This is a genomic window from Paraburkholderia sabiae (assembly GCF_030412785.1).
In the GTDB taxonomy this organism is placed as follows: domain Bacteria; phylum Pseudomonadota; class Gammaproteobacteria; order Burkholderiales; family Burkholderiaceae; genus Paraburkholderia; species Paraburkholderia sabiae.
In genome coordinates this window covers 4707863-4734607 of record NZ_CP125295.1, presented here as the reverse complement: position 1 = coordinate 4734607, position 26745 = coordinate 4707863, and the positions used below count along the sequence as shown (strand labels likewise).

The following is a 26745-nucleotide window of genomic DNA, read 5'->3' as shown; positions in this document are numbered from 1 at the left end:
ATCCGATTGTCTGCCACTGCACATTCATTCACGCGCTTGCGTATGACGCACATGCGTTTTTCACGTGCTACGCGTGTGTTTTGCAGGTTTTTCTCCAGCGTTCGCGCGCACAAATTGATGCATTTCTGAACGCGGGCATGCCTCAAGAACATGCGGCCATCTGCCGATATCACAGATACGCCGTTTCCATTTCAACAAAAAGAGGCTCAGCCCATGCAAATCCAGAACGATCTTTCAGGCAGCACCGCGATCGCCAGCGCGCGGACCACGGACACTTCTGCGGATACGTCGGGCACTTCTGCGCCCACGAGTACGAGCAAGAGCACGAGCCCGGCTTCCAGCGCTCATCCCGCGCAAGGTGCAGCGCCCGCGGCATCGTCGAGCGGCGACAGCATCACGCAAGCGGCCGTCAAGCAGCTGAAGGCGCTGATCGAATCGTTGCAGAAGAAGCTGGCGGCGTTGCAGCAGCAGATGGCGCGCGCGCAGCAACAGGCCACCAGCGACAGCTCGGGCGCTGCTGCCGCAATGGTTGCTTCGCTCGGTGCGCAGGCGACGACGGTTTCGGCGTCGCTGCAAACGGCCACGGCCGAGCTTGCCCAACTGCTGCTTTCTTCTTCGGGCAAGTCGACGGGCGGCATCGTCGATACGCAGGCCTGAGGCCAGGCGGTCGTCACATGTGAAGCAGCATCGCGCCGGACCTTACGCGACGTATCGCTCCTGAACGGGGACGTCGGCATAGTCGAAGGTCGGGCGCGCATAGAAGAAGCCCTGCGCGAGCACCTTGGGCCATTGCGCGAGCCAACGCGCAAGCGCCTTCGTTTCGACGCCCTCCACCACCACCGCGACATCGAGCCGTTCGAGCAGAGACAGCACGCCCGACGCCACGGCTGACGCGCGCGGACAGTCCGGCACGCCATCAAGCATTTCCCGCGCGACCTTCACGGTATCGACGTCGATCGTGCTCAACAGCGCGAGCGACGAATAGCCGGTGCCGAAGTCGTCGATGGCGAGACGCATGCCCGCTTCGCGCAGCGGTTTCGTCAAAGGTGGCGCTGCAAGCAGACGCGTCGAGTCTTCCGTCTCGACGAGTTCGAGTTCGAGCAGATCGGGCTCGACGCGATGCATGCGCGCGATCTGCATCACCGTCGCGGGAAAATGCTCGTCGGCGACGACGCGCGGCGGCACGTTGACAGCAATGGGACACACGCGTTGGCCATTGCGCTGTGCGAGTGCAATCGCTCTGCACGCACCGTCGATCACGTGATAGGTCAGTTGCAACGCGACGACGGGATGATCCAGTGCAACGAGAAACGCATCGGGCAACAACATGCCGTAGTCGGGATGCATCCAGCGAATCAATGCTTCGACGCGCGCGAGCTTGCCCGTCTTCACGTCGTAAATGCCCTGAAAAGCGAGGCGGAATTCGCCGCCGAGCAGACCTTCGCTCACGCGTCGTTCGAGTGTGTTCATCGATCGCGGTGTATGCGTATTATTCGGGCCCGTTGTCGCACAGGCGTTATCCTCGCGATTGGCCGCGGTAGCGTGACGAGCATCCATCGTATGGGAAGGACCGTAGTTATTGGTGTGTGGTTGGGTTTGGTTTTCCCCTTAACGATGCACGTTTCATACCATGATCCCGACGAACACAGCGGATCGCGCTGCAAGCCGCATGGCGTCTCGTTCTGCGCATCCGTGTTCGACATCCCGCACCTGAACAGAAAGCGCAACAACGTTTCGTACACGAAACATTCACGCGGCGCGCGACGCATACGAAGATCGCCATTCCGCACGCTTTCCAGCGGCTTTCGCTGCGCATGGCCGCATGGCGTATCGACTGTCAAAAGTGCTTCACGCGCGAATCGCGCGACTCCCGGCATTACCTCAGAGGTAATCGATTCGCTTCGAAGCCGACGCTATGCTGGTCTCATTCGTCAACGACCGGGAGAGCAGCATGTCGACGTTTGCCGTTGCGCATCTGCGCGAAGTGAAGATGGGTGTGGAGATTGTCGAGTACCTGAAGCGCATCGATGCGACGCTTGCGCCGTACTGCGGGCACTTCGTGCTGCATGGCGGACGCTATGAACGGCTCGAGGGCGAATGGTGCGGCGATCTGATTGCCATCGAGTTCCCGAATCGCGATCTCGCGCGCGCATGGTACAGGTCCGATGCGTATCAGACGATCCTGCCGTTACGCACGGAGAATTCGATTGGCGATGTGATTCTGATCGATGCAGTGCCCGCGTCGCATGTGGCGACGGATGTGTTGTGCGGATGAAGCAAAGGATGAAGCGAAAAACGGATGCTGCCAGCGGGGGCGTTTCATCGCGCGGAAACGCGCCCCTGTGCCGGCATCGCGCTTAACTTCCGAAGTACACCGAGCAATAGCTGACGGGGCCGACGCACGACGACATGCTCGCGTTCGTTCCCGCAGCCGGCATGCGCGATCCCGCTGCGTGCGTGCCCGACATGCCTGCGCCTTCGCTTTCCTGCGCGGTCTTTTGACGTGCAACCTGTTGCTGGTAGATGGGTGCGACATCGGGATACGACGCATCCGTCACGAACTGCGAGCCGTTCTGTTCGGCCTGGATCAGTTCCTGGCGAACTTCTGCACGCGTCTTCTCCTGTGCGAATGCGCTCGATGCAAATGCCGTCGAAACGAGTGCGATCGAAACGGTGAACAGTGCAAGCTTTTTCATTTCCAGCTCCTTGGGATGAGAGATCGTGTCGATGCGTCGCAGGATGTGCGACGCTTCACGGTGATGAACAAAGCGACATCGAAATCTATTCCCAACTTTTTTTCATTCGCGGATCGGCGCTCGCAAACAGAGAATTTCTTCATACGACTGGAATAATCCGCACGGCTCCTTGTTGACGCTCTATGCACGTCACAAACAGAAACGAAAGGAGCATCCGTGATGAATTCAAGATCCCGGGCGTCGGCGCCACGCTGCATGCCGTGCAGATTCGCTGCAATCGGCGCAGCCGTCGTTGCGCTTGCCGGCACGTTCGCTTATGCAGCCGGCTGGCTCACGCCTTCGCGCCTCACTACCTATCGCATCATCGATCAGTTTCAGGCGAATAGCGGTTCGCATCCCGGTTATCGCCGCAATCACGCAAAAGGCCTCTGCGTAGAGGGCTATTTCGACAGTAATGGCAACGCGGCGTGGATCTCGCGGGCACAGGTTTTCGCGGCGGGCCGCACGCCTGTGATCGGCCGCTTTGCGATTCCCGGCGGCAATCCGTCAGCGCCCGATGCCAGCGTGCCCGTTCGCAGCTTTGCCCTGCTTTTCAGGCAACACGATGGCGAGCAATGGCGCACGGCTATGAATTCGACGCCTGTTTTTGCGGTGCGTACTCCCGAGCAGTTTTATCAACAACTCGTCGCTGCACGACCCGATCCGCAAACGGGCAAGCCTGATCCCGCGAAATTAAAGGCGTTTTATGCGGCGAATCCGGACACGCGGCCGTTTCAGGAATGGGTGAAGACGCATCCCGCGTCGTCGGGTCTCGCCAATTCGGCGTACTACAGCATCAACGCTTTCCGCTTCGTCGATGCAGGCGGACACGAGCGTGCGGTGCGCTGGTCCGTCGAACCGGAGATGCCGTATGCGCCCGTCGATCCGCAGGAAAAGAGCGATCCCGACTTTCTGTCGGATCAACTGGGCCAGCAACTGCAACACGGCAACGTGCGCTGGCATCTGATCGTCACCGTCGCCAATGCGGGGGATCCGACCAACGATGCAACGCTGCAATGGCCTGCCGACCGGCAACGTATCGATGCGGGCACCGTCGTGCTCGAACGCACGTCGCCGCAATCCGATGGCGCGTGTCGCGATGTCAATTTCGATCCGACCGTATTGCCCGACGGCATCAAGACTTCCGACGATCCGCTGCTCGCAGCGCGTTCCGCTGCCTATGCCGTCTCGTATCAGCGGCGCACGCGCGAAGAAGCACTGCATGGCGCTGCCGCCACACAGCAACCCTGAACGGAACGCATCATGACGAACACTTCTCGCCATTTCTCGCCGCTCGCGCGCTTTTTGCACTGGACGATGGCCGCGCTGATTCTCGCGATGCTGTTTATCGGCGTCGCGATGGTCGCGACTGTTTCTCACGCGCACGCCACGTTGATCGCATTGCATCGGCCGCTTGGCGTCGCATTGCTATTGCTCGCCCTGCTGCGCGTGGCCGTGCGGTTGAAAAACGGCAGCCCGGCATTGCCCGACGATATGCCCGCCTTGCAGCGCTTCGCCGCCAAGGCGTCGCATCTCGTGCTTTATGGACTATTCATCGCGATGCCGTTGATCGGCTGGGCCATGCTCTCGGCGGGCGGCTATCCCGTCACGCTGTTCGGCGCATGGCATCTGCCTTCGATCGTGCCGCAAAACGTCGACCTGTTTGCGTTGCTGCGCGCGCTGCATACGTGGCTCGCATTCGCGCTGTTCGCCACCGTACTCGTGCATCTCGCGGCGGCCCTCTTTCATGGACTCGTTCGCCGCGACGGCGTATTCTCCAGCATGGCTCGCGGCGAACGTTAGACCTCGGTGCGCTGCGCTGGCCGCATACGGGAGACAGCGCGTGTTCGAACAATGCGAATGGTTCAATGAGCCGTCTGTATGGTCGCTGGACGGCGATACGCTCAACGTGACCACCGATCCGAAAACCGACTTCTGGCGCAAAACGCACTATGGGTTCACGCGCGATTCAGGCCACTGCTTCGTCGTCCGCACACAGGGCGACTTCACTGCGCAAGTGCGTGTGCGCGGTCAGTTTCATGCGCTCTACGATCAGGCCGGATTGATGGTGCGCGTCGACGAGTCGACGTGGATGAAGGCAGGCGTCGAATTCACCGACGACGTGTTGATGATGAGCAGCGTGTTAACCGTCGGCCAGTCGGACTGGGCGATCGGTTCGCCAATCGTGTCAAAAGACGGCTTCTGGATGCGTGCCACCGTTGCGCAAGGTGTGCTGCGCATCCAGTACTCCATCGACGGGAAAACATGGCCTCTACTGCGGCTCGCGCCTTTTCCCGTTGCCGCGCACTACTTTGTCGGGCCCGTGTGCTGCACACCGGAGCGAGGCGGATTGCAGGTCCAGTTCTCCAGCTTCAGCGTTAGCGCACCGCTGCAGAAAGATCTGCATGACCTGAGTTGAAATACGTCGTCATCGCGCGGCGCACCCGTTGCGGCACGCCGCGCTGCACACGTCATGCGGATTCCGCAAAGCCCGCTTTGAGCGCCTGATAGATGCTGCGATAACGCGCGAGCCTTTGCGCAAGCAACGGCGCTTGCGCGCGATCGGGCTCGCATGATTCGAGTGTCGGCGGAGCGAGGCAGACTTCGTTGATGGCTTCACCCGTCACTGCGAGTCGCGCGAGACGTGCCGCGCCGAGCGCGGCACCCACATCGCTGCCTTCGTGCCGATGCATCGTGATACCCGTTGCCGTCGCGCACAGATTCGCCCAGAAGGGACTGCGCGAGCCGCCGCCGATAAACGATGCACTCTTCAACGTCGTGCCCGCGCTTTGCAGCGCCGCGTAGCCGTCTGCCATCGCGAACGCAACGCCTTCCATCACGCTGTACGCGAGATCGCCCGTGCTGTGCGAGCCCGTCAAGCCCCAGAACACACCGCGCGCATTCGCGTCGTTATGCGGCGTGCGCTCGCCGCTCAGATACGGCAGAAAGATCGGCGCCGTTGCGGGATTGGCCGTGCTCGCAAGCTCGGGCAAGCTGCCGACCTCGCGACCCACGACCTTCGACAGCCAACCGAGACTCGATGCCGCGGACAGGATGACACTCATCTGATGCCAGCGCTCCGGCAGACAGTGACAGAATGCGTGCACGCCTTGCGCGGGATTCGGTGCAAAGCGATCGGTGCCCGCGAAGAGAACCCCCGACGTGCCAAGCGACAGAAACGCGCTGCCCGCTTCCGCCACACCCATGCCGATTGCGCTCGCTGCGTTGTCGCCTGCGCCGCCGCACACGGTGACAGGTCCAGTGATGCCCCAGTCGCGCCGCAACGCGTCGCTCAACTGTGCAGCAGGCGCGCTGCCTTCGACGAGCCTCGGCATATGCGCGCGCGTCAGTCCTGTTGCCGCAAGCATGCGGTCGGACCAGTCGCGCTTTGCCACATCGAGCCATAAGGTGCCTGAGGCATCCGACATGTCCGACACGAAATCGCCCGTCAGCTTCCACGCGAGATAGTCTTTCGGCAAAAGCACCTTGGCTGCGGCGCGAAACACTGCAGGTTCGTGCTTCGCGAGCCAAAGCAGTTTCGGTGCAGTGAAACCGGGCATCGCGAGATTGCCGGTGATGTCGCGTGACTCGGGCACGAGCGCTTCCAGCTCCGCGCATTCGGCGAAGGCACGCGTGTCGTTCCAGAGTATCGCGGGCCTGAGTACTTCGCCATTCGCATCGATCAGCGTCGCACCGTGCATCTGCCCCGAGAGCCCGATGCCGCGCAGCGCCGCGAATGCAGCGGGATTCGCGCTGCGCACGGCCGCAACGGCGTCGAGCGTGGCCTGCCACCACGCTTGCGGATCCTGCTCCGACCAGTGCGGATGCGGCTGCGCCACGTCGAGGCGCGCGCCGCTCGTCGCGAGCGTCGCGGATGCGTCATCGGTCAGAATTACTTTTACCTCAGAGGTGCCGAGGTCGATTCCAAGGAAAGTCACAGCACGTCCTCACTATTGGGCATGAGTGGACGCCGCATGCTGAACATCGACGACACGCCAGCGCGCGGCTACGCGTTCACGAAACCGTACGGGAGGCGCACATGCCGAGGCCGCGCGAATGCGGCGCTGTGCCTGGACGCATGTCTCCTCCTTTCACGCCGGCTCGTGATGGCCGGCAACTGTTCTCGTTGAAACGTGACGTTACCACGCCGCACTTTGCGCAGACGACTTCGAACGTTTCGTCCCACATTTGCGCGGCTGATGACGTCTCCCTTTTTCGATGAATTTGACCGATCGATATGCGCGGCCGACACTCGATGCCACGATCCCCACTACATAGAATGCGCACCAATATGGCTTCCATCGAAACCACGCACGCCTCCGGCCGCCTCGACGCCGCCCGGCCTCTCGAAGACAGAACGCTGCGCAAGATCGTCATCGCATCCGTCGCGGGCAACGCGATGGAGTGGTACGACTTCTTCGTCTATGGCACGGCTGCAGCGCTCGTATTCGGGCAGTTGTTCTTTCCTGCGGGAGCCGATCCGCTGATCGGCACGCTCGGCGCATTTGCGGCGTTCGCGATGGGTTTCGTCGCGAGACCGGTGGGCGGCATCGTGTTCGGGCACATCGGCGACCGCTATGGGCGCAAGGCATCGCTCGTATGGACGCTGCTCATCATGGGCATCGCAACGTTCGCGATCGGCCTGCTACCGACGTATGCGCAGGTCGGCATCTGGTCGCCAGTCGCGCTCGTCGTGTTGCGGCTGCTGCAAGGCATTGCATCGGGTGGCGAATGGGGCGGCGGCGTATTGATGATCAGCGAGAGTGCGCCGCCCGAAAAACGCGGGTATTACGCGGCGTGGAGCCAGCTTGGCGTAGGCGGCGGCTTTGTGTTGTCGTCAGGCGCATTTCTCGCGGCGCAATCTTTGCCACACGACGCATTCATCAGCTGGGGATGGCGGCTCCCGTTCCTTGCGAGCATCGTGATCTTTGCTATCGGCGTTTATATCCGGCACAGCCTGCCGGAAAGCCGCGATTTCGAACAGACGGAAAAGCGCGGAGAAAAGACGCATATGCCCGTGGTCGAAGTCATCAGGCGGCATCCTAAAGAGATCTTGATGGCGATGGGCTTGCGCGTAGCGGAAAACGGCGGCGCCTATATCTTTCTCGCGTTTTCGCTGGTGTATGGGAAGTTTGCAGGTATCGCGAGTTCGGTGATGTTAACGGGCGTGATGCTGGCGATGGTCGTCGAAATGGCCGCCATGCTCGCGTGGGGACGACTGTCCGACCGTATCGGCCGAAAGCCGGTGTATATGATCGGCGCAGCCGGTCTGATCGTGATGGCGTTTCCGTTTTTCTGGATGCTCGATACGCACCAGGCGCCGTGGATTTATCTCGCGCTCATTCTCGGCACAGCGGTCTGCCACGGAGCGATGATCGGTACCTTGCCCGCGCTCGTCGGAGAACTTTTCAGCACGGAAGTGCGCTATTCAGGCGTGGCCCTCGGGCATGAAGTGGCATCGATTTTCGCGGGGGGACTGTCGCCGTTGATTGCTACGGCTCTGCTCGCCCACTATCACGCTTATTGGCCGGTCTCGGTCTTTCTGATGATTTTGGGTGCGATCACCGTCTTCACGCTCAGGTTTACGCATGAGACGCGGGCGAGACGATAACGGATTTGTTGTGTTTTGCCAGTGATTGCTCTGGCTGTTTGAGACTATGGCAGGATCGGATGCTACGTTTTTGTGGCGACGATCCTGCTTTTTGTTTTTGATGGGTTTGAGCGGCGCGATGATGTTTGCGCAGCACCGATGCGCAAGAATCGTTCGTTGGTAAGCGTGGCGCCAGAACTTCGTCTGTAGAAGCGGCAAGACCCCGCTTTTGAGGGCGGGGTCTTGTCTGGGTAAGGAGCCTGACGATTACCTACTTTCACACGGGCAATCCGCACTATCATCGGCGTGGAGTCGTTTCACGGTCCTGTTCGGGATGGGAAGGGGTGGTACCGACTCGCTATGGTCATCAGGCATGACGGGTTGCTGCGTCGCGCGGGTTGGAGTCAACCTGGCGCCACAGCCAATCTGGAAGAAGCGTAAAGAGTGTGGGATGTGTTGTTTATGTTGGCACAACATCGATCTCAAACCTGAGTGTGCTTCCGAGACCCTGCGCGCAGCGCAGGGTGGGGCATCCATAAGTGCTGAAGCACTAACGGCTGCCGACACACACCTGTTATAGGATCAAGCCTTACGGGCAATTAGTATCAGTTAGCTTAACGCATTACTGCGCTTCCACACCTGACCTATCAACGTCCTGGTCTTGAACGACCCTTCAAGGGGCTCGAAGCCCCGGGGATATCTCATCTTAAGGCGAGTTTCCCGCTTAGATGCTTTCAGCGGTTATCTCTTCCGAACATAGCTACCCGGCGATGCCACTGGCGTGACAACCGGTACACCAGAGGTTCGTCCACTCCGGTCCTCTCGTACTAGGAGCAGCCCCCTTCAAATATCCAGCGCCCACGGCAGATAGGGACCAAACTGTCTCACGACGTTTTAAACCCAGCTCACGTACCTCTTTAAATGGCGAACAGCCATACCCTTGGGACCGGCTACAGCCCCAGGATGAGATGAGCCGACATCGAGGTGCCAAACACCGCCGTCGATATGAACTCTTGGGCGGTATCAGCCTGTTATCCCCAGAGTACCTTTTATCCGTTGAGCGATGGCCCTTCCATACAGAACCACCGGATCACTATGACCTGCTTTCGCACCTGCTCGACTTGTCGGTCTCGCAGTTAAGCACGCTTATGCCATTGCACTATCAGCACGATTTCCGACCGTACCTAGCGTACCTTCGTACTCCTCCGTTACACTTTGGGAGGAGACCGCCCCAGTCAAACTGCCCACCATGCACTGTCCCCGACCCGGATCACGGGCCAAGGTTAGAACCTCAAACAAACCAGGGTGGTATTTCAAGGACGGCTCCACGGAAACTGGCGTTCCCGCTTCATAGCCTCCCACCTATCCTACACAGATCGGTTCAAAGTCCAATGCAAAGCTACAGTAAAGGTTCATGGGGTCTTTCCGTCTAGCCGCGGGGAGATTGCATCATCACAAACACTTCAACTTCGCTGAGTCTCGGGAGGAGACAGTGTGGCCATCGTTACGCCATTCGTGCAGGTCGGAACTTACCCGACAAGGAATTTCGCTACCTTAGGACCGTTATAGTTACGGCCGCCGTTTACCGGGACTTCAATCAAGAGCTTGCACCCCATCATTTAATCTTCCGGCACCGGGCAGGCGTCACACCCTATACGTCCACTTTCGTGTTTGCAGAGTGCTGTGTTTTTATTAAACAGTCGCAGCCACCAGTTTATTGCAACCCCTTCACCCTTCGCCCGCAGGGGCGTCAAGCTACAGGGGCGTACCTTATCCCGAAGTTACGGTACCAATTTGCCGAGTTCCTTCTCCCGAGTTCTCTCAAGCGCCTTAGAATACTCATCTCGCCCACCTGTGTCGGTTTGCGGTACGGTCAATGTGAAACTGAAGCTTAGAGGCTTTTCCTGGAACCCCTTCCGATTGCTTCGCTCCCGAAGGAGCTCGCGCCACGCCCTTGAATCCCGTGCCCGGATTTGCCAGAGCACCTTCTCCAACGCAGCGACCGGGACTTCCAACACCCGGACAACCTTCCGCGATCCGTCCCCCCATCGCATTTCACACTGGTGCAGGAATATTGACCTGCTTCCCATCAGCTACGCATTTCTGCCTCGCCTTAGGGGCCGACTCACCCTACGCCGATGAACGTTGCGTAGGAAACCTTGGGCTTACGGCGAGGGGGCCTTTCACCCCCTTTATCGCTACTCATGTCAGCATTCGCACTTCCGATACCTCCAGCACGCTTTTCAACGCACCTTCGCAGGCTTACGGAACGCTCTCCTACCATGCACATAAATGTGCATCCGCAGCTTCGGTATATGGCTTAGCCCCGTTACATCTTCCGCGCAGGACGACTCGATCAGTGAGCTATTACGCTTTCTTTAAAGGGTGGCTGCTTCTAAGCCAACCTCCTGACTGTTTTAGCCTTCCCACTTCGTTTCCCACTTAGCCATATTTGGGGACCTTAGCTGGCGGTCTGGGTTGTTTCCCTCTTGACACCGGACGTTAGCACCCGATGTCTGTCTCCCGTGATTGCACTCTTCGGTATTCGGAGTTTGCTATGGCGACGTAATCCGCAATGGACCCATCAACCATGACAGTGCTCTACCCCCGAAGGTGATACACGAGGCACTACCTAAATAGTTTTCGGAGAGAACCAGCTATTTCCAGGTTTGTTTAGCCTTTCACCCCTATCCACAGCTCATCCCCTAACTTTTCAACGTTAGTGGGTTCGGACCTCCAGTACGTGTTACCGCACCTTCATCCTGGCCATGGATAGATCACCTGGTTTCGGGTCTACACCCAGCGACTGAATCGCCCTGTTCGGACTCGCTTTCGCTACGCCTGCCCTAATCGGTTAAGCTCGCCACTGAATGTAAGTCGCTGACCCATTATACAAAAGGTACGCCGTCACCCCTTGCGAGGCTCCGACTGTTTGTATGCATGCGGTTTCAGGATCTGTTTCACTCCCCTCCCGGGGTTCTTTTCGCCTTTCCCTCACGGTACTGGTTCACTATCGGTCGATCACGAGTATTTAGCCTTGGAGGATGGTCCCCCCATCTTCAGACAGGATTTCACGTGTCCCGCCCTACTTGTCGTACACCTAGTTCTTCCTCGCTGTTTTCGCCTACGGGGCTATCACCCACTATGGCCGCACTTTCCAGAGCGTTTGGCTAACAACGAAGATAAAGAGTACAGGCTGGTCCCATTTCGCTCGCCACTACTTTGGGAATCTCGGTTGATTTCTTTTCCTGCGGTTACTTAGATGTTTCAGTTCACCGCGTTCGCTCCACACAGCCTATGTATTCAGCTGCGGGTGACCCATTCGGGCCGGGTTTCCCCATTCGGATATCGGAGGATCAAAGCTCGTTTGCCAGCTCCCCTCCGCTTTTCGCAGGCTACCGCGTCCTTCATCGCCTGTGATCGCCAAGGCATCCACCACATGCACTTGTTCGCTTGACCCTATAACGGGTGTGTCTCCCAATGATTGCTCACTGCAAGATCATCCGCTACAGGTTGAGTTTTCGCGTTGTGCCGTATTCCAGGTTCGTCTTTCGATGAACTCAAAAATACTTTCGATACAATCACAACCCTGATTCACCTACTCATGCACCCATCTCTAAGTACACTTTCGTGAATCTCTTTACTACTTCTTCCTGATTGTTAAAGAACGACAGCCGATATCCGCTACTGCCAGATACCGCTCTGACTGGCTCAATTGCCAATGCGAAGTCTTCTGCTTCAGCAGAACACTGTGCATTGGGAATTGGTGGAGGATGACGGGATCGAACCGACGACCCCCTGCTTGCAAAGCAGGTGCTCTCCCAGCTGAGCTAATCCCCCAGTCATACAGCGCACAGAGGAATGTCAGCGGGTTATCATCACCACACCAGACAAGGCGTTGGTGGGTCTGGATGGATTCGAACCATCGACCCCCGCCTTATCAAGACGGTGCTCTAACCGACTGAGCTACAGACCCCTGAGCCTGTCTTCAAACAACAGCCGACAAGTGTGAGCGCTCAACTTTGAAACGCTAGCTCTGGAAAGGAGGTGATCCAGCCGCACCTTCCGATACGGCTACCTTGTTACGACTTCACCCCAGTCATGAATCCTACCGTGGTGACCGTCCTCCTTGCGGTTAGACTAGCCACTTCTGGTAAAACCCACTCCCATGGTGTGACGGGCGGTGTGTACAAGACCCGGGAACGTATTCACCGCGGCATGCTGATCCGCGATTACTAGCGATTCCAGCTTCACGCAGTCGAGTTGCAGACTGCGATCCGGACTACGATCGGTTTTCTGGGATTGGCTCCACCTCGCGGCTTGGCAACCCTCTGTTCCGACCATTGTATGACGTGTGAAGCCCTACCCATAAGGGCCATGAGGACTTGACGTCATCCCCACCTTCCTCCGGTTTGTCACCGGCAGTCTCCCTAGAGTGCTCTTGCGTAGCAACTAGGGACAAGGGTTGCGCTCGTTGCGGGACTTAACCCAACATCTCACGACACGAGCTGACGACAGCCATGCAGCACCTGTGTTACGGCTCCCTTTCGGGCACTCCCACCTCTCAGCAGGATTCCGTACATGTCAAGGGTAGGTAAGGTTTTTCGCGTTGCATCGAATTAATCCACATCATCCACCGCTTGTGCGGGTCCCCGTCAATTCCTTTGAGTTTTAATCTTGCGACCGTACTCCCCAGGCGGTCAACTTCACGCGTTAGCTACGTTACCAAGTCAATGAAGACCCGACAACTAGTTGACATCGTTTAGGGCGTGGACTACCAGGGTATCTAATCCTGTTTGCTCCCCACGCTTTCGTGCATGAGCGTCAGTATTGGCCCAGGGGGCTGCCTTCGCCATCGGTATTCCTCCACATCTCTACGCATTTCACTGCTACACGTGGAATTCTACCCCCCTCTGCCATACTCTAGCCCGCCAGTCACCAATGCAGTTCCCAGGTTAAGCCCGGGGATTTCACATCGGTCTTAGCGAACCGCCTGCGCACGCTTTACGCCCAGTAATTCCGATTAACGCTCGCACCCTACGTATTACCGCGGCTGCTGGCACGTAGTTAGCCGGTGCTTATTCTTCCGGTACCGTCATCCTCCATCCGTATTAGGAACGAAGTTTTCTTTCCGGACAAAAGTGCTTTACAACCCGAAGGCCTTCTTCACACACGCGGCATTGCTGGATCAGGGTTGCCCCCATTGTCCAAAATTCCCCACTGCTGCCTCCCGTAGGAGTCTGGGCCGTGTCTCAGTCCCAGTGTGGCTGGTCGTCCTCTCAGACCAGCTACAGATCGTCGCCTTGGTAGGCCTTTACCCCACCAACTAGCTAATCTGCCATCGGCCGCCCCTTGAGCGCGAGGTCCGAAGATCCCCCGCTTTCCTCTCCCGAGCGTATGCGGTATTAATCCGGCTTTCGCCGGGCTATCCCCCACTCCAGGACACGTTCCGATGTATTACTCACCCGTTCGCCACTCGCCGCCAGGGTTGCCCCCGCGCTGCCGTCCGACTTGCATGTGTAAGGCATGCCGCCAGCGTTCAATCTGAGCCAGGATCAAACTCTTCAGTTCAAACCTGTTACTGTTTTTCGGGCTCTTTCGAACCCGGTCGCTCACTCAAAATCACTGACAGATGATTCGATCAAGTCTTTCGACTCCATCAAACCTTCCTCAATTTCTTCCGTGTGAGACTCGATTACTTTCGCTATTCAGCGACCCGAAGATCGCCGCGCGCCGCCATCGAGCACCCACACTTATCGGCTGTTAGTTTTTAAAGAACATCCGCAGGAAGCGCCTTGCTTTCACCGCGTTGCTGCGTCAGCAGCAGAGAAACGAGATTATGAAGAACCTTTTTCGTCTCGTCAACCGGTTTTTTTAACTTCCTGACCCGCCGACTTAACTGGAAAGCCCGTCAATGCTAGCTTTCCCGCCCTTCCTCGTTTCTCCCGCGCCGCGTTGTCCGCAGCGCGAAAGAGCGGAATTCTAGGCGCTTGCACGGGCACTTGCAAGCGCTTTTTTTATATGCGTAAAACGCATGTCATATGACGCGGCTACCGCTTTCACACAGCAGCATGCCGCTCCATCACACGCGACACGACGCTCATATAGTGATCGAGGTCCGGCGTCTCGCGATTCGCCTCCTTCGCGAGATCGTCCCAGCGACGCAACCGCAGCGCATCCTCCGCAAACGGCTTGCTCAGAAAATCCTGCGCCTCGTCGTCGTTGAAAATGCCGCCTTGCAGTTCGAGACTGCGTACGGAATCCGACGACAACTTCCCAAAGTATGCGTCATCGATTGCGCACAGACAGCGTTTCGCGTCGACGTGCAAACGGATCGGCTCCAGCACCGCTTCCGGCAGCACCGGCCGCAGAAACGGCAGCGCGAAATACTGATGCAGATCGTCGATACCACGCGCGGTCGGCGTCTCGCCCTGCCGGTTCAGCAGATGCCCGAGGTCGTGCAGAAACGCCGCCGCGACCAGCTCTTCGGACGCGCCTTCCGATTCGGCCAGCGCGCCGCTTTGCAATGCATGCTCGAGTTGCGTGACCGGCTCGCCGCTATAGGCCAGTTGGCCGTGCGACTCGAACAGTCCGCGAATATCGTCCAGACTCAATGCCACAGCATCACTCCCATGGAAGAGAAAACGTCTTGAGATTCGTGAAGCTCTTCATCGCTTCCTGCACGCCTTCCTTGTAACCGAGGCCGGAGTCCTTGATGCCGCCGAACGGCGTCAGTTCGACGCGATACCCCGGCACTTCCCACACGTTCACCGTGCCGACGCGCAATTCGTTGATGAAGCGCGGAATCGCGTCCTGCCGGTTCGTGCACAGGCCGCACGACAAACCGAACGGCGTGCCGTTGCTGATGCGGATAGCGTCGTCGATCGTATCGAAGGTGATGATCGGCGAGACGGGGCCGAAGGTTTCCTCGCGGATCAGCGTCATCGACGGATCAACCTGATCGACGACCGTCGGCGCATACAACGCGCCCTTGCGCTGATTGCCCGTCAACAAACGCGCGCCCTGCGCGACGGCTTCGTTCACGCGTGATTCGAACAGCCGCGCCGCTTCGACGTCGATCACGGTGCCCATCTGGTTCGACTCGTCGAACGGATCGCCGTACGTCCATTCGCGCGTCTTCTCGACGACCAGTTCCGTGAAGCGCGCCGCGATGCTCTTCTGCACGATCATCCGTTTGACGGCCGTGCAGCGCTGCCCCGAATTCTTGTACGAGCCCTGCACGGCCAGCGTGGCCGCGCGCTCGAGGTCGGCGTCCTCGAGGACGATCAGCGGATCGTTACCGCCGAGTTCGAGCACAACGCGCCGGTAGCCCGCGCGCTCGGCGATATGCTTGCCGATCGCCACGCCGCCCGTGAACGTCACGAGTTCGGCGAGCGGATTCGTGATCAGTTCGTCCGCGATTTCGCGCGGATCGCCGGTCAGCACCTGCAGCATCGGCGCGGGCAAACCGGCTTCATACAGAATGTCTGCGAGAAAGTAAGCCGACAGCGGCACTTTCTCGGACGGCTTCAGAATCACGCGATTATTCGTCGCAATCGACGGCGCAATCTTGTGCGCGACCTGGTTCATCGGGTGATTGAACGGCGTAATCGCGACGATCACACCCGCAAGCGGATCGCGCTGCGTGAACACGCGACGCTTCTTGCCATGCGGCGTAAGATCGCACGAAAAGCTTTGGCCGTCGTCGCGCAGCGCTTCGATCGACGCGAACTTCAGCACGTCGGCGACACGACCGATCTCGTAGCGCGAGTCCTGCTTCGACAAACCCGATTCGAGCGTGATCAGATCCGATGCCTCTTCGAGCCGCTCGCGCAGCAGAATGCCGGCGCGCTCCAGAATCTGCGAGCGCTCATAACGCGTGAGCTTCGCCTGATAAGCCGACGCGTATTCGAACGCGGCGCGCACATCGTCGACGCTCGCCAGCGGCACCGTGCCGACGCGCATGCCCGTGTACGGATCGAACACATCGAGCGTGCGCGAGCGCGCCGCGCGCTCGCCCTTCAGACGCAGCGCTTCTGCGCGAAACGCGGGATGATCGTTGGACTGCATGATTGCGTTCATGACGCCGCCACGTGATTGAGCGCGAGATCGAACACGTCGAAATTGCGCAGACGCTTGCCCGCGACGCGTGCTTCGTCGATGCGTCGATTGAAGATCAGCGGCACCACCTGCTCGGAAATACCGCCGTGCGAACGCAGCGGCACGGTCAGTCCCGACAGGTCATGTTCTTCGCGACGCGTGCCGAGCGCCGTATTCTTTTTGCTCACCACGACGATGTCGCCCACGCGATCGTTCGGCAGCTCGAAGCGCTCGCACGCTGCCTTGTTGTCGAGCACGACTTCGATGTCGTCCAGGCCGCTGAGCCGTTCGATCACCTGGCGCGCATTCGCGTCCGCCGGCAGATAGATCGTCGCGAACGAACCGAGCGCGCCGTGATGCACGACGTAGGGATCGGTGATCGGCAGAATCACGCGGGCCGCGCGCGCGCCGAGCCATTCGTCCATCACGTCCTGCAGATAGATCACGTTCGGCTCGCCCGTCTGCGGATCGTGCTTCGCGTTCATGCCGTGGTCCGCGGTCAGGCCGATCACCCAGCCGAGCGCGTCGAGTTGCGCAAGGTAGCCGTCCATCATCGCGTAGAACGCATTCGCGCCTTCCGTGCCGGGCGCCCACTTGTGCTGGATGTAATCGGTGGTCGACAGATACATCAGGTCGAGCTTGCGCGTCTGCGCGAGCCGCACGCCCGCCGCGAACACGAATTCCGACAGCCCCGCGCTGTACACGTCGGGCACGGGCAAGCCAACCAGATCGAGCACTTCGCCGATACCGTTTTCTTCGAGCGTCACCTTGTCGGCCTTTTCCGCCGAGAAGCAGATGCCCGTCATCTTGTTGCCGAGCAGGCGACGCAATTTGTCTTTAGCCGTGACGACGGCGACGGCGGCGCCTGCATCGGCGGCAGCGGCGAGCAGCGTCGGCGCGCGCAGATAGGCGGGGTCGTTCATCATCACTTCCGCGCCCTTGCCGTCATTGGCCTGCGGATCCCAGAAGTAATTGCCGCAGATGCCATGCACGGACGGCGGCACGCCGCACACGATCGACAGGTTGTTCGGGTTCGTGAACGACGGGATCACGCAGTCGGCCTTGAACGCCGCGCCGTCGCGCAGCATCTTGCCGATGAACGGTGCGACGCCCGCTTTCACCGCGGCTTCGAGATAGTCGTACTCGCAGCCGTCGACGCACACAACGACCGTCGACTTCGCGGGCAGCCGGTAGCTGCGGCCATTCACTTCAACATTACGTCCGGACTGGATTGCGGATTCGTTCACCATTGCACTCTTCCCTACGCGTCGCCGACGCGTGTTCTTCATTCGTTCAGGCGAGCAGCGCGCTCAGCCCGTTGTCATCGTCATCGCTTTCGTCCGACGCGGCCGACGCGTCCGATACACCCGGCTCGACCGCCTCATGCGCGCGCCGCCTGCCGCCGTCCACATGCGCGAGCATGCGTCGCGCGGCTTCATCTGCGTCACGCGCGGCGAGCGCAGACAAGATCGCGCGATGCTCGGCGAGCGACTGCTCCATCGCATCGCCACGCACGCTGAGCGCCGCGCGCCGGAACAGACTCAGTTCGCCGACCAGCCTGCGATACGTCTCATACAGCTTGGCGTTGCCCGCCGTCGCGACGATCGCATCGTGAAACGCCACATTCGAGCGCGTGTACGCATCGTGATCGCCGGCATCGAGCGCGGCGCGCATCGCTTCGACATGCGCGCGCAGTACGGCCAGTTGCGCGGCATCGATGCGCGGCGCGAGCATCCGGCACGCTGCCTCTTCGAGCACGGCGCGTACCGCGTAGATCTCGTCGGCTTCCGCCAGCGACACCGTCCGCACGAACACGCCGCGATTCTTCTCGTTGCGCACGAGCCCCGCCTGCTCCAGCGCGCGAAACGCCTCGCGCACCGGCCCGCGCGACACCTGCAGACGCGCGGCCCATTCGGCTTCGTTCAGTTTGTCGCCGGGCGTGAGCTTGCCGTCGACGATGTGGCGCTCGATCTCGTCGCGCACCAGCGCCGTCAGCGAATGCCGCCTGACCACCTCGATTCTGTCGCCCGACTCAATTTCCATATTTTCGGTCATTTCGACAATATTTGCCACATCAATATGCGCGGCGCGCCGACGTCGGCACACCTCACGAAAAATCAGGAAACGTCGTGGATCAGTCCACGCGGCGCCGCGGCACGCGGGCGGCAATCAGGAGCAGCGCGGCCAGCGACGCGATCAGCAGAATCAGCGAAAGCGCCGATGCCGGCAGGTAGTAGCCGCGCTCCACTTGCCCGACGACGACGATCGGCACAGTTGCAAAGCCAGGCGGATAAACAGTGAGCGTCGCGCCGAGTTCGCCGAGCGACAACGCGAAGCCCAGTGCGAGCGACGCACGGATCGCGGGCACGAGTTGCGGCAGCACGACGCGGCGCAGCACCATCGACGGCGGCGCACCGAGGCTCGCGGCCGCTTCGCGCAACACGGTCAGTTCGGGGCGCAGCGCAGCCGCCGCGCAGCGATAGCAGAACGGCAGAACGAGCGCGAGTTGCACGAACACGACGATCGCGGCGGAACTCGACAGATCGACGGGCTTCTTGTGATACGCGATCAGCACGGCCAGCCCGAGCACGACGCTCGGCACACCGTTGGGCACCATCGCGATCGTATCGACGAGCGCGCCGATTCCGCGCCGGTCGCGTCCTTCGAGCGCCAGCGCGAGCCACAGTCCGAGGATCGTGCCGAGAATCGCGACGCCGAAGCCAATCTGCAGACTGGTGACGAGCGCATCGAAGTCACTGCCGCCGAGGCGCTCGAACCAGCGCATGCTGAAGCCGTCGGGCAGGATCGTGCCCGACCAGTGCGCGGCGACGCTCGACAGCGCGACCACGATCACGGGCAGCACGAACAGCCAGAAACACAGCAGCGCAGCGAACGCCATGAACAGCGCGCCCGCGGCACGCGCGAAGAGTCCGTGCTGAACGGGCCGCGCGCGATGATGCACGGCGGGCAGCACGGTTTGATCGACGTCGGACATTACTTCGCTCCTCCCACCTTGCGCCTGTTCACCTGGCGATACAGCGCGTACAACGACAGCGACATCGCCAGCATCACGACGGCGCCCGCCGCCGCCGTCGGCAGATCGAGATCGACGGTGGCCGAACTGTAGATCGCCACGGGCAGCGTGATCAGATGCGCGCTGCCGAGCACGAGCAGAATGCCGAACTCATTGAGCGTCAGCAGAAAACACAGGATCGTGCCCGCCGCGATGCCCGGCCACGCAAGCGGCAGGATCACGCGGAACGCGACCATCAAGCTGTTCGCGCCGAGACTGCGCGCCGCCTCGATCAGACGCATGTCGAGCAGCGCGAACGACGCGAGCGTCGGACGCACGACGAACGGCGCGTAGAACACCACTTCCGCGAGAATCACGCCGCCGATGCCGAACAGGAAATCGAGCGGCGGCGCTTCGAGATGGAAGAGCCGTTGCAGGCCGATACTCACCGAGCCTTGCGAGCCGTACAGAAAGATCAGCGTGAACGCGACCAGAAACGACGGGAACGCGACGAACAGCTCCAGAAAACGCGTGACGAGGCGCGCGCCCGGAAACGGCTTGAAGAACAGCAGCGACGCGAGCGCCACCCCGAGTATCGACGCGAGACCCGCGCTGGCGAACAGAATCCACAGCGTCGTGCCGATCACGCCGCTCGTTTCCGGGTTCTGGAAGAACGCCGCATACGCGTGGAACGTCAGGCCATGCGCGCCCGTCAGGCTGAGCAATACGAGACGGATCAGCGGATAGATCACGAGCGGCCCGAGCACGACCACCAGCAAAAACAGCAGATGCCATTGCGACAGCCGCTCGCGGCGGCGCTTCGCGGCCGCGTGCGAAGCCGCCGTCGCGGCGCGCTGCGCATCTCGCGACGCGGCGATCGAATCAGGGCTTGATAAGGACGACATCGTCTGCCTCGTAACGCAAGGAGATTCGCACGCCCTTTTCAGGCGTCACGCCGGTGCCGCGCTGCATCGACACCTGCACAGGGTCGTTGGGCATCGCGTCGAGGGCGACCTGCACGGCCAGCACCGAGCCGTACCATTCGACCGTCGAGATCGTGCCGTGCAACTGGCCTTCGCCGAGCGGCACGATCCGCATCGACTCCGGGCGCAGGCACGCGACGCGGTCGCGCTCACCGTAGCGCGCATCGCCGATCGGAAACGCGACGTTCGGCGGCAGCAGATTGGCCGCGCCGAGATAGCGCGCGACGAACGCATCGTTCGGCTGGTCGTACAGTTCCTGCGGCGTGCCGAGTTGCGCGATATGACCTTCGCGCATCAGCAGCGTGCGGTCGGACAGCACGAGCGCGTCGTCCTGATCGTGCGTCACGCAGACGATCGTCAGATTGGGAAGGCGCTCATGCAGCGCCTTCAGTTCGGAACGCACCGACGCGCGCAGATTGGCGTCGAGCGCGGAAAGCGGTTCGTCGAGCAGCAGCACGTCGGGCTCGATCACGAGCGCGCGCGCCAGCGCCACGCGCTGCTGCATGCCGCCCGACAGTTGCGCGGGCATCACGTGGCCGGCATCGCCGAGCTGCACGAGCTTCAGCGCATCGGCGACACGCCGCGCGATTTCTTTTGCCGAGATGCGCCGCGCGCGCAGACCGAACGCGACGTTCTCGAATACGGACAAATGCGGAAACAGCGCATAGCTCTGGAACAGCAGACCCAGATTGCGCTTGTGCGGCGGCACGTGCGTGAGATCGCGGCCCGCGACCGTCAGCGTGCCGGCCAGCCCGTCAGCCTCGATGAACCCGGCGATGAAGCGCAGCAACGTCGTCTTGCCGCAGCCGCTTCGTCCGAGCACGGTCAGCAGTTCGCCGCGCTCGATCGTCAGCGACAGATCGTCGAGCACCGTGCGCGAGCCGAAACGCACGGTCAGGTGATCGATCTGCACGCCGCCTGGCGCGCCTGTCTGCGCGACGCCTTCCGCCCGCGGCGTGACGTCGAGCGCGCCGGAACCGGCAAGAGTTGTTGCAGTGTTCACCGGGACCATCCTCCTACATTTGGTGACTTGGATTGGCGCGTCACCGCGCCAGCAAGCTGGTCGCGCGGCATGACGAAACCCAGAAGACCGTCGCGCCGCGCATTTTCATCAGACGCCGGAATTATTTCGGCTTGACGACTTCGAGCTGCTTGCCCGAATTGCCGATCACTTCGCTCTTCCAGCGAGCCGTCCAGTCAGCCTTCTTCGCCATCACCTGATTCCAGTCGACGGGGATCAGCTTGACGCCGGAAATCGCCTGCTTGACGGCCGCGCCGTTCTTGCCCGACAGCGCCACGTCCGTGCGGCCCGGAATGCCGAAGATGTCCGGCACCTTCGACTGCACTTCCGTCGACATCAGATAGTCGATCAGCTTCTTGCCTGCCGCCTGGTTCGGACCGTTCTTGATCAGGCCGATCGCGTACGGCAGCTGGAACGTGGTCGGCTGGCCGCCCGCATCGGCTGCGAGGAAGATCGGCTTGAGCGAGAGGCCGCCGTTGGCTGCGTCGTCGAGATCCATCTGCAGATCGCCGTTCGCCACCGCGATTTCGTTACGCGAGAGCAGCACGTCGAGGTAGCCCGTCCCCTTCGTGTGGAACTTCGCGCTCTGCTCGAGCTTCTTCAGGTAGTCGAACGCCTTGTCTTCGCCCATCAGCGACGTCGTCAGGATGATCACGGCCATGCCGTCGCCCGCCGTCGCCGGATTCGAGTAAGCGACCTTGCCACTGTAGTCCGGGTGCAGCAGGTCGGCGAACGTCTTCGGCTGGTTCTTCACGACTTCCGGGTTGATCGCGAACGAGAAATAGTTGTTCACGAACGTCGCCCACGCGCCGTCGGACGCCTTCGCGATGGCCGGCACGTTCTTGTAATTCACGCTCTGATAGTTCTGCAGCAGGCCGCCTTGCGCCGCCTGCTGGATGAACGGCGGCAGCGTGACGAGCACGTCTGCCTTCGGTGCGTCTTTTTCGACCGTGGCGCGGTTCACGACTTCGCCGCTGCCAGCCGTCACGATGTTGACCTTCACGCCTTCCTGCTTTTCGAACGCGGGCAGCACGTCCTTATAGAGATTCTCGAGGCCGTCAGCCGTGTACAGCACGACTGCGCCTGCTGCGTGCGCGGACATCGCGCCGCCGAACGCGGCCGCCGCGACCAGCGCGGGCAGCAGCTTGCGCGCATGGCGAGCGATATGACCCGTCGAGCGATGGTGATCCGTCTTCTTCATGTCGTTCTCTCCGAAAGGCAAAAAACCTGTGGGTAACCCGATAGTGGTGGTGTCCGGACGGCGCTTCGGGGGCGCTATCCGCCTGACGTCGCAGCCGAAGCCGCACAGATTGCAGATTGCTGACAACTTTTTTTGCGGCGTTTCTGCCAAGGCATCCCTCCGACCATTACACGTTGCCGGCCGCCTTGCCTGAACGGGCACGGCAAGGATCGTCTTTTTTTGTGACACCGACGTGAAGATTCTGTCGATTTCCACAAAATGACACAATTAGCCAATAATATGCAAAGCCATCAGCAACGCAACAAGCGATGCTTTGTGCGCCCGCCACGGCGCACCCGATCCATACGAAGGAGGCTGTGTGATTCCTGAAAACGACCCGATCCTGCTCACGCCGGGACCGCTGACGACCTCGCCCGCCACGCGTCAGGCGATGCTGCGCGACTGGGGTTCGTGGGACGCCGCGTTCAACCGCATGACGCAAAGCGTCTGCGCCGATCTCGTCGAGATCGTACATGGCGAAAATGAGTACGTCTGCGTGCCGCTCCAGGGCAGCGGCACATTCGCCGTCGAAGCCGCGCTCGGCACGCTGGTGCCGCGCGACGGCCGCGTGCTCGTGCCGAACAACGGCGCGTACTGCGCGCGCATCGTCAAGGTGCTGCAGCGCATGGGCATCGCGTATGTGGAATTGCCGTTGCGCGAAGACGAACCCGTGAGCGCCGCCGCAATCGAAGACGCGTTCAACAGCGATCCGCGCATCACGCACGTCGCGCAGGTGCATCTGGAAACGAGCGCGGGCCTGCTCAATCCGCTCGACGAGATCGCCGCCGTCTGCAAGCACCACGGCAAAAGCCTGATCGTCGACGCGATGAGTTCGTTCGGCGCGCTGCCCATCGACTTGCGCGCGGGCGGCATCGATGCGCTCGTGTCGGCGAGCGGCAAGTGTCTGGAAGGCGTGCCCGGCATGGGCTTCGTGATCGTGCGGCGCAGCGTGCTCGAAGCGTGCGAAGGACGTTCGCCGTCGCTCGCGCTCGATCTGTACGACCAGTTCGCGTACATGCAAAAAACCACACAATGGCGCTTTACGCCACCGACGCACGTGCTCGCCGCGCTGCGCACGGCCCTCGACCAGTTCATCGCGGAAGGCGGCCAGCCGGCCCGCGGCGCGCGTTACGCGCGCAACTGCGCGGCGCTTGTCGACGGCATGAAGGCGCTCGGCTTCGAGACGTTTCTCGCGGCCGACGTGCAGGCGCCCGTGATCGTCACGTTCCACGCGCCGCGCGATCCGAAGTGGCAATTTGCGGAGTTTTATGCAGCCGTGCGCGAGGCCGGCTATGTGCTGTATCCGGGCAAGCTCACGCAGGTGGAGACGTTCCGCGTCGGCTGCATCGGTTCGATCGACACGAACGAGATGCACAACGCCGTCGCGGCGATCGGCCGGACGCTGGCGAACCTCGGGATCAGCGTGAAATGAGCTGGAGCGCGACACTCACGCGATCAGGATTTCGGGGCCGCGTGCAGTGATCGCCTTCGCGAGCGCACGATCCGGCGCGAGTTCCGTAACGACGTAGCGCGCCAGCTCCAGCCCTTCGATGCGCACGGGCGTCACGCGGCCGAACTTCGAGTTGTCGGCGACGATGATCACGGTCGCGCCGGCGCCGATCATCTTGCTGCGCACTTCGGCTGCCATGCGCGAGTAGTCGGACAGCTGCGCGTCGGGCGTGATGCCGCCCGCGCCGATCAGCGCGAAATCCGCGTGGTAGTGCGACAGCTGCGTGATCGTGTCGAGGCCGAACGCGGCGTCTTCGTTGTCCGACAGCTCGCCGCCCAGGAGCGTCACGCGATTGTCGTTGCGGCGGCCGAGCAGCAGCGCGATGCGCCAGTCGTTCGTGTAGACGGTCAGGCGGTGGCGGTCCGTGAGCGCGCGCGCGACGGCGTGCGTCGTGCTGCCCGAATCGATGATCACCGATGCGCCGTCAGGCACCAGTTGTGCCGCGCGCTCGCCGATCGCGCGCTTCGCGCTGGCGTTCGCGGCATCGCGTGTATCGAGATCCGGCTCGCGCCGGTCGCTCGACAACGCGCCGCCGTGCGTCGTCACGATCAGGCCGCGCTCGGCCAGTGCGTTCAGATCGCGGCGGATCGTTTCGCGCGATACGTTGAGTTCGCGAACCAGCTCGGCGACCGATAGCGCGCCCGTCTTTGTGACCTTAGCCAGTATGTATTGGTGACGTTGTTCTGCCAGCATAGGTTGTGTTGGCCGCCGTCATGCGGCGAGCATGTGTTCAGATATAGAGCAAGCCCGCAGTATTGTATTACGCATGCGTGGCCGGCGCGGAACTTGGACGTCCCTGGCTCGTTGCCGGTTGTGAGCGGCTTGTGGGCGGACCGTTAGCTCCACGTTGGTTCGACGTTAGCTGCGGTCCCCGCGTACGTCGACGGATGCAGCGCCGTCTCCGTGCCAGTGTTCCGCGCGCCTCATCTTTGCTAATCTGAGCGGTCTTCTCACGCATCGCCGATGCGCCCCGTCGAACGACCCGCCGATGCCGCCTCTGTTTCGCCGACTACGACTGCTGTTTCACGCGCTGCGCTACGGCGCGCGCCTCATCTGGCTCGCCGCGCCCGAGCATCACAAGCTGCACTGGATCGTCACGCTTGCTTCGCGCGTGCATGAATCGCCGGGCGGCCGCGCGGGCGTGCACCGCGCGCTGCCCAATCTCGGACCGCTGGCGAGCGCCTTCGCGGAATCGCTGGCGCGCCGCCCCGAACTCGCGACGGGCACGCTGCACGACGCCATCGACGCCGTCAGCCACCTCGAAACGCCGTTGCCGCCCGACCAGGTCGAACACGCGATCGCGGCGGCGCTCGGACGCCCCGTGTCGACGCTCTTCGCCGCGATCGACCTGACGCCCGCGAAAAACGGACTGGCCGAACAGACGCACGTCGCGCGGCTCATCGAGCCGGTCAACGGACATCGCGATCTCGCGATCAAGCTCATACGTGCCCAGCAAGTCCAGGAAATCGCCGACGAAGCCGCCTTGCTACGCTGGGTCGCGCGCTGGATGGAAAAGCTGTCGAAGAACGCGCGCCGTCTTAAGCTGCGCGAACTCGCCGAGACCTTCACGCAAGAGATCCTGCGCCGCTTCGATCTGCGCGCCGAGGCCGCGAACCTGAGTCAAACCGCGCATCATTTCGACGGCGACAAGCGGCTCGCGATTCCCGCCGTGATCTGGGAGCTGTGCACGGACCGCACGCTCGCGATGCAGCATATCGAGTCGCTGCCCGCGCTCGACCTCGGCGGTCTGTCGGCACGCGGCGTGAAACTCGTGCCGCTCGCCGAGCACATCATCGAAGTGGTCACCGAACAGGCCTTCGAGCACGGCTTCTTCCACGCGACACTCGACGCCCGGCGCGTGCGCGTGAGCATAGAGCCGGACACGCTGGGACGCATCGTGCTGGCGGACTTCGCGGTGATGTCGAGTCTGTCGTCGCAGGAGCGAGAGTTTTTCGTGCATGGCGCGACGGCGCTGTTCGATCAGGACTATGGACGTCTCGCGCATCTGCATCGCGATGCCGGACACGTGTCGCAGGACACGCGCCCCGAGAAGCTCGAAGCCGAATTGCGCACGCGCGCCGAAGGGCATTTCGCGCCGGAGTCGCACGAGCGCTCGGCGGGCGCGCTGTTCCATCATCTGCTTTTCGCCGTGCATCCGTTCGGCGGCGCCGTGCCGGCGCGTCTCGCAGCCGCGCAGCGCGCGTTCGGTCAGGCGGAAATGCTGGCAAACGCGCTGCATCCGGGCGTCGATTCGTGGAAGATCGCGCGCTCCGTGCTGGCGACGCTCGCGCGCCGCGAACGCGATCATCGCGGCTGGGTCAAGCATCTCGCGCAGGAATTGCCGCATCTCGCGCATCTGGTGCCGCGCATTCCGCAGCTCGCGGTGCGCTATCTGCAGCATCAGCACGAGGTGACTCACGTCAGGCAGCAGACGCAACTCGTCAGCGACGTGCTGCTCGAATACCGGCGCACGCGCACGCTGCTGTGGGCGTGCACGGTCTGCGGCGGGCTGCTCGGGGCGATTGCGGTGCTGCTGGCGTACTGATCGGGCTC

Annotated in this window: 20 protein-coding genes, 2 tRNA genes and 3 rRNA genes; 8 read left to right on the top strand and 17 right to left on the bottom strand. The window is 61.4% G+C overall.

Features of this window, described 5'->3' with window-relative positions; genetic code table 11:
• The first annotated feature begins 213 nt into the window (after positions 1-213).
• Positions 214-657, top strand: a complete 444-nt coding sequence (locus QEN71_RS21370) for a hypothetical protein (protein WP_201660546.1) — start codon at positions 214-216, stop codon at positions 655-657.
• Between the two features lie 42 nt (positions 658-699).
• On the opposite strand, the gene QEN71_RS21365 is transcribed toward QEN71_RS21370, so the two are convergent.
• Positions 700-1470, bottom strand: a complete 771-nt coding sequence (locus tag QEN71_RS21365) for an EAL domain-containing protein (protein WP_223959060.1) — start codon at positions 1468-1470, stop codon at positions 700-702.
• 481 nt (positions 1471-1951) lie between these two features.
• On the opposite strand from QEN71_RS21365, the gene QEN71_RS21360 reads away from it, so the two are divergent.
• Positions 1952-2275: a DUF1330 domain-containing protein gene (locus tag QEN71_RS21360; RefSeq protein ID WP_201660552.1), complete on the top strand. Its 324-nt coding sequence runs from the start codon at positions 1952-1954 to the stop codon at positions 2273-2275.
• Positions 2276-2357: 82 nt separating this feature from the next.
• Here the strand turns inward: QEN71_RS21360 and QEN71_RS21355 are convergent, their stop codons facing one another.
• The gene (locus QEN71_RS21355) at positions 2358-2696 is read right to left on the bottom strand and encodes a DUF4148 domain-containing protein (RefSeq protein ID WP_201660555.1); all 339 of its coding nucleotides are present in this window, start codon (positions 2694-2696) and stop codon (positions 2358-2360) included.
• A gap of 219 nt (positions 2697-2915) precedes the next feature.
• Between QEN71_RS21355 and QEN71_RS21350 the strand changes: the two genes are divergently transcribed.
• Genes QEN71_RS21350 through QEN71_RS21340 form a run of 3 tightly spaced genes read left to right on the top strand, consistent with a single transcriptional unit; the run spans position 2916 to position 5154 of the window.
• Positions 2916-3986: a catalase family peroxidase gene (locus QEN71_RS21350; protein WP_201660558.1), complete on the top strand. Its 1071-nt coding sequence runs from the start codon at positions 2916-2918 to the stop codon at positions 3984-3986.
• Positions 3987-3998: 12 nt separating this feature from the next.
• Positions 3999-4538 (top strand): cytochrome b, encoded by a 540-nt coding sequence (locus QEN71_RS21345; protein ID WP_201660560.1) that lies wholly within the window; start codon positions 3999-4001, stop codon positions 4536-4538.
• 40 nt (positions 4539-4578) lie between these two features.
• Positions 4579-5154: a DUF1349 domain-containing protein gene (locus QEN71_RS21340; protein ID WP_201660563.1), complete on the top strand. Its 576-nt coding sequence runs from the start codon at positions 4579-4581 to the stop codon at positions 5152-5154.
• Positions 5155-5206: 52 nt separating this feature from the next.
• Here QEN71_RS21340 and xylB read toward each other — a convergent pair whose 3' ends face one another.
• Positions 5207-6673, bottom strand: a complete 1467-nt coding sequence (gene xylB, locus QEN71_RS21335; protein ID WP_201660567.1) for a xylulokinase — start codon at positions 6671-6673, stop codon at positions 5207-5209.
• A gap of 353 nt (positions 6674-7026) precedes the next feature.
• On the opposite strand from xylB, the gene QEN71_RS21330 reads away from it, so the two are divergent.
• The gene (locus QEN71_RS21330) at positions 7027-8346 is read left to right on the top strand and encodes an MFS transporter (RefSeq protein ID WP_201660570.1); all 1320 of its coding nucleotides are present in this window, start codon (positions 7027-7029) and stop codon (positions 8344-8346) included.
• A gap of 237 nt (positions 8347-8583) precedes the next feature.
• Here the strand turns inward: QEN71_RS21330 and rrf are convergent.
• The 13 genes from rrf to phnS all read right to left on the bottom strand — a co-directional run bounded on the left by rrf (position 8584) and on the right by phnS (position 22643).
• A 5S ribosomal RNA gene (gene rrf / locus QEN71_RS21325) occupies positions 8584-8697 on the bottom strand.
• A 206-nt stretch (positions 8698-8903) separates the two neighbouring features.
• Positions 8904-11784 (bottom strand): 23S ribosomal RNA (locus QEN71_RS21320).
• 305 nt (positions 11785-12089) lie between these two features.
• Positions 12090-12165: transfer RNA gene (locus tag QEN71_RS21315), tRNA-Ala, on the bottom strand.
• Positions 12166-12224: 59 nt separating this feature from the next.
• Positions 12225-12301 (bottom strand) — tRNA-Ile (locus tag QEN71_RS21310).
• A 64-nt stretch (positions 12302-12365) separates the two neighbouring features.
• A 16S ribosomal RNA gene (locus tag QEN71_RS21305) occupies positions 12366-13896 on the bottom strand.
• The 16S, 23S and 5S rRNA genes sit together here with 2 tRNA genes alongside, the layout of an rRNA operon.
• A gap of 488 nt (positions 13897-14384) precedes the next feature.
• Complete coding sequence (locus QEN71_RS21300) at positions 14385-14945, bottom strand: phosphonate degradation HD-domain oxygenase (protein WP_201657222.1); 561 nt, start codon at positions 14943-14945, stop codon at positions 14385-14387.
• Positions 14946-14949: 4 nt separating this feature from the next.
• Positions 14950-16407 carry a phosphonoacetaldehyde dehydrogenase gene (phnY, locus tag QEN71_RS21295; RefSeq protein ID WP_201657219.1) on the bottom strand — a complete coding sequence of 486 codons (1458 nt, stop codon included), beginning with the start codon at positions 16405-16407 and terminating at the stop codon, positions 14950-14952.
• Positions 16404-17675, bottom strand: coding sequence for a phosphonoacetate hydrolase (gene phnA, locus QEN71_RS21290; RefSeq protein WP_201657216.1), 1272 nt, complete (start codon positions 17673-17675; stop codon positions 16404-16406). Before phnA ends, phnY begins: the two co-directional genes overlap by 4 nt.
• A 43-nt stretch (positions 17676-17718) precedes the next feature.
• The gene (locus QEN71_RS21285) at positions 17719-18480 is read right to left on the bottom strand and encodes a phosphonate utilization associated transcriptional regulator (RefSeq protein WP_201657213.1); all 762 of its coding nucleotides are present in this window, start codon (positions 18478-18480) and stop codon (positions 17719-17721) included.
• 79 nt (positions 18481-18559) lie between these two features.
• A complete protein-coding gene (gene phnV / locus QEN71_RS21280; RefSeq protein WP_201657210.1) occupies positions 18560-19420 on the bottom strand; it encodes a 2-aminoethylphosphonate ABC transport system, membrane component PhnV in 861 nt (286 codons plus the stop codon).
• Positions 19420-20343, bottom strand: a complete 924-nt coding sequence (locus tag QEN71_RS21275) for a 2-aminoethylphosphonate ABC transporter permease subunit (RefSeq protein WP_201657207.1) — start codon at positions 20341-20343, stop codon at positions 19420-19422. Before QEN71_RS21275 ends, phnV begins: the two co-directional genes overlap by 1 nt.
• Positions 20321-21424: a 2-aminoethylphosphonate ABC transport system ATP-binding subunit PhnT gene (gene phnT / locus QEN71_RS21270; protein ID WP_201657205.1), complete on the bottom strand. Its 1104-nt coding sequence runs from the start codon at positions 21422-21424 to the stop codon at positions 20321-20323. The genes QEN71_RS21275 and phnT overlap by 23 nt, the downstream gene beginning before the upstream one ends.
• Positions 21425-21545: 121 nt before the next feature.
• Positions 21546-22643, bottom strand: a complete 1098-nt coding sequence (gene phnS / locus QEN71_RS21265) for a 2-aminoethylphosphonate ABC transporter substrate-binding protein (protein ID WP_201657202.1) — start codon at positions 22641-22643, stop codon at positions 21546-21548.
• A 361-nt stretch (positions 22644-23004) separates the two neighbouring features.
• Here phnS and QEN71_RS21260 point away from each other — a divergent pair, with 361 nt between their 5' ends.
• Positions 23005-24114 carry a 2-aminoethylphosphonate--pyruvate transaminase gene (locus QEN71_RS21260; protein WP_201657248.1) on the top strand — a complete coding sequence of 370 codons (1110 nt, stop codon included), beginning with the start codon at positions 23005-23007 and terminating at the stop codon, positions 24112-24114.
• Positions 24115-24129: 15 nt separating this feature from the next.
• Here the strand turns inward: QEN71_RS21260 and QEN71_RS21255 are convergent, their stop codons facing one another.
• Positions 24130-24885 carry a DeoR/GlpR family DNA-binding transcription regulator gene (locus QEN71_RS21255; protein ID WP_201657199.1) on the bottom strand — a complete coding sequence of 252 codons (756 nt, stop codon included), beginning with the start codon at positions 24883-24885 and terminating at the stop codon, positions 24130-24132.
• Between the two features lie 295 nt (positions 24886-25180).
• Here QEN71_RS21255 and QEN71_RS21250 point away from each other — a divergent pair, with 295 nt between their 5' ends.
• Positions 25181-26737 (top strand): ABC1 kinase family protein, encoded by a 1557-nt coding sequence (locus QEN71_RS21250; protein ID WP_201657196.1) that lies wholly within the window; start codon positions 25181-25183, stop codon positions 26735-26737.
• Positions 26738-26745: the final 8 nt, after the last annotated feature.

Bases quoted from the DNA above. Each gene is read 5' to 3' on its own strand.
- QEN71_RS21355 (WP_201660555.1), bottom strand. From the start codon at position 2,696: ATGAAAAAGCTTGCACTGTTCACCGTTTCGATCGCACTCGTTTCGACG.
- phnA (WP_201657216.1), bottom strand. From the start codon at position 17,675: ATGGTGAACGAATCCGCAATCCAGTCCGGACGTAATGTTGAAGTGAAT.
- QEN71_RS21275 (WP_201657207.1), bottom strand. From the start codon at position 20,343: ATGTCGTCCTTATCAAGCCCTGATTCGATCGCCGCGTCGCGAGATGCG.
- QEN71_RS21255 (WP_201657199.1), bottom strand. From the start codon at position 24,885: ATGCTGGCAGAACAACGTCACCAATACATACTGGCTAAGGTCACAAAG.
- QEN71_RS21250 (WP_201657196.1), top strand. From the start codon at position 25,181: ATGCCGCCTCTGTTTCGCCGACTACGACTGCTGTTTCACGCGCTGCGC.
- phnS (WP_201657202.1), bottom strand. From the start codon at position 22,643: ATGAAGAAGACGGATCACCATCGCTCGACGGGTCATATCGCTCGCCAT.
- QEN71_RS21345 (WP_201660560.1), top strand. From the start codon at position 3,999: ATGACGAACACTTCTCGCCATTTCTCGCCGCTCGCGCGCTTTTTGCAC.
- QEN71_RS21330 (WP_201660570.1), top strand. From the start codon at position 7,027: ATGGCTTCCATCGAAACCACGCACGCCTCCGGCCGCCTCGACGCCGCC.
- phnY (WP_201657219.1), bottom strand. From the start codon at position 16,407: ATGAACGCAATCATGCAGTCCAACGATCATCCCGCGTTTCGCGCAGAA.
- QEN71_RS21370 (WP_201660546.1), top strand. From the start codon at position 214: ATGCAAATCCAGAACGATCTTTCAGGCAGCACCGCGATCGCCAGCGCG.
- QEN71_RS21350 (WP_201660558.1), top strand. From the start codon at position 2,916: ATGAATTCAAGATCCCGGGCGTCGGCGCCACGCTGCATGCCGTGCAGA.
- phnV (WP_201657210.1), bottom strand. From the start codon at position 19,420: ATGTCCGACGTCGATCAAACCGTGCTGCCCGCCGTGCATCATCGCGCG.
- QEN71_RS21360 (WP_201660552.1), top strand. From the start codon at position 1,952: ATGTCGACGTTTGCCGTTGCGCATCTGCGCGAAGTGAAGATGGGTGTG.
- QEN71_RS21365 (WP_223959060.1), bottom strand. From the start codon at position 1,470: ATGAACACACTCGAACGACGCGTGAGCGAAGGTCTGCTCGGCGGCGAA.
- QEN71_RS21285 (WP_201657213.1), bottom strand. From the start codon at position 18,480: ATGACCGAAAATATGGAAATTGAGTCGGGCGACAGAATCGAGGTGGTC.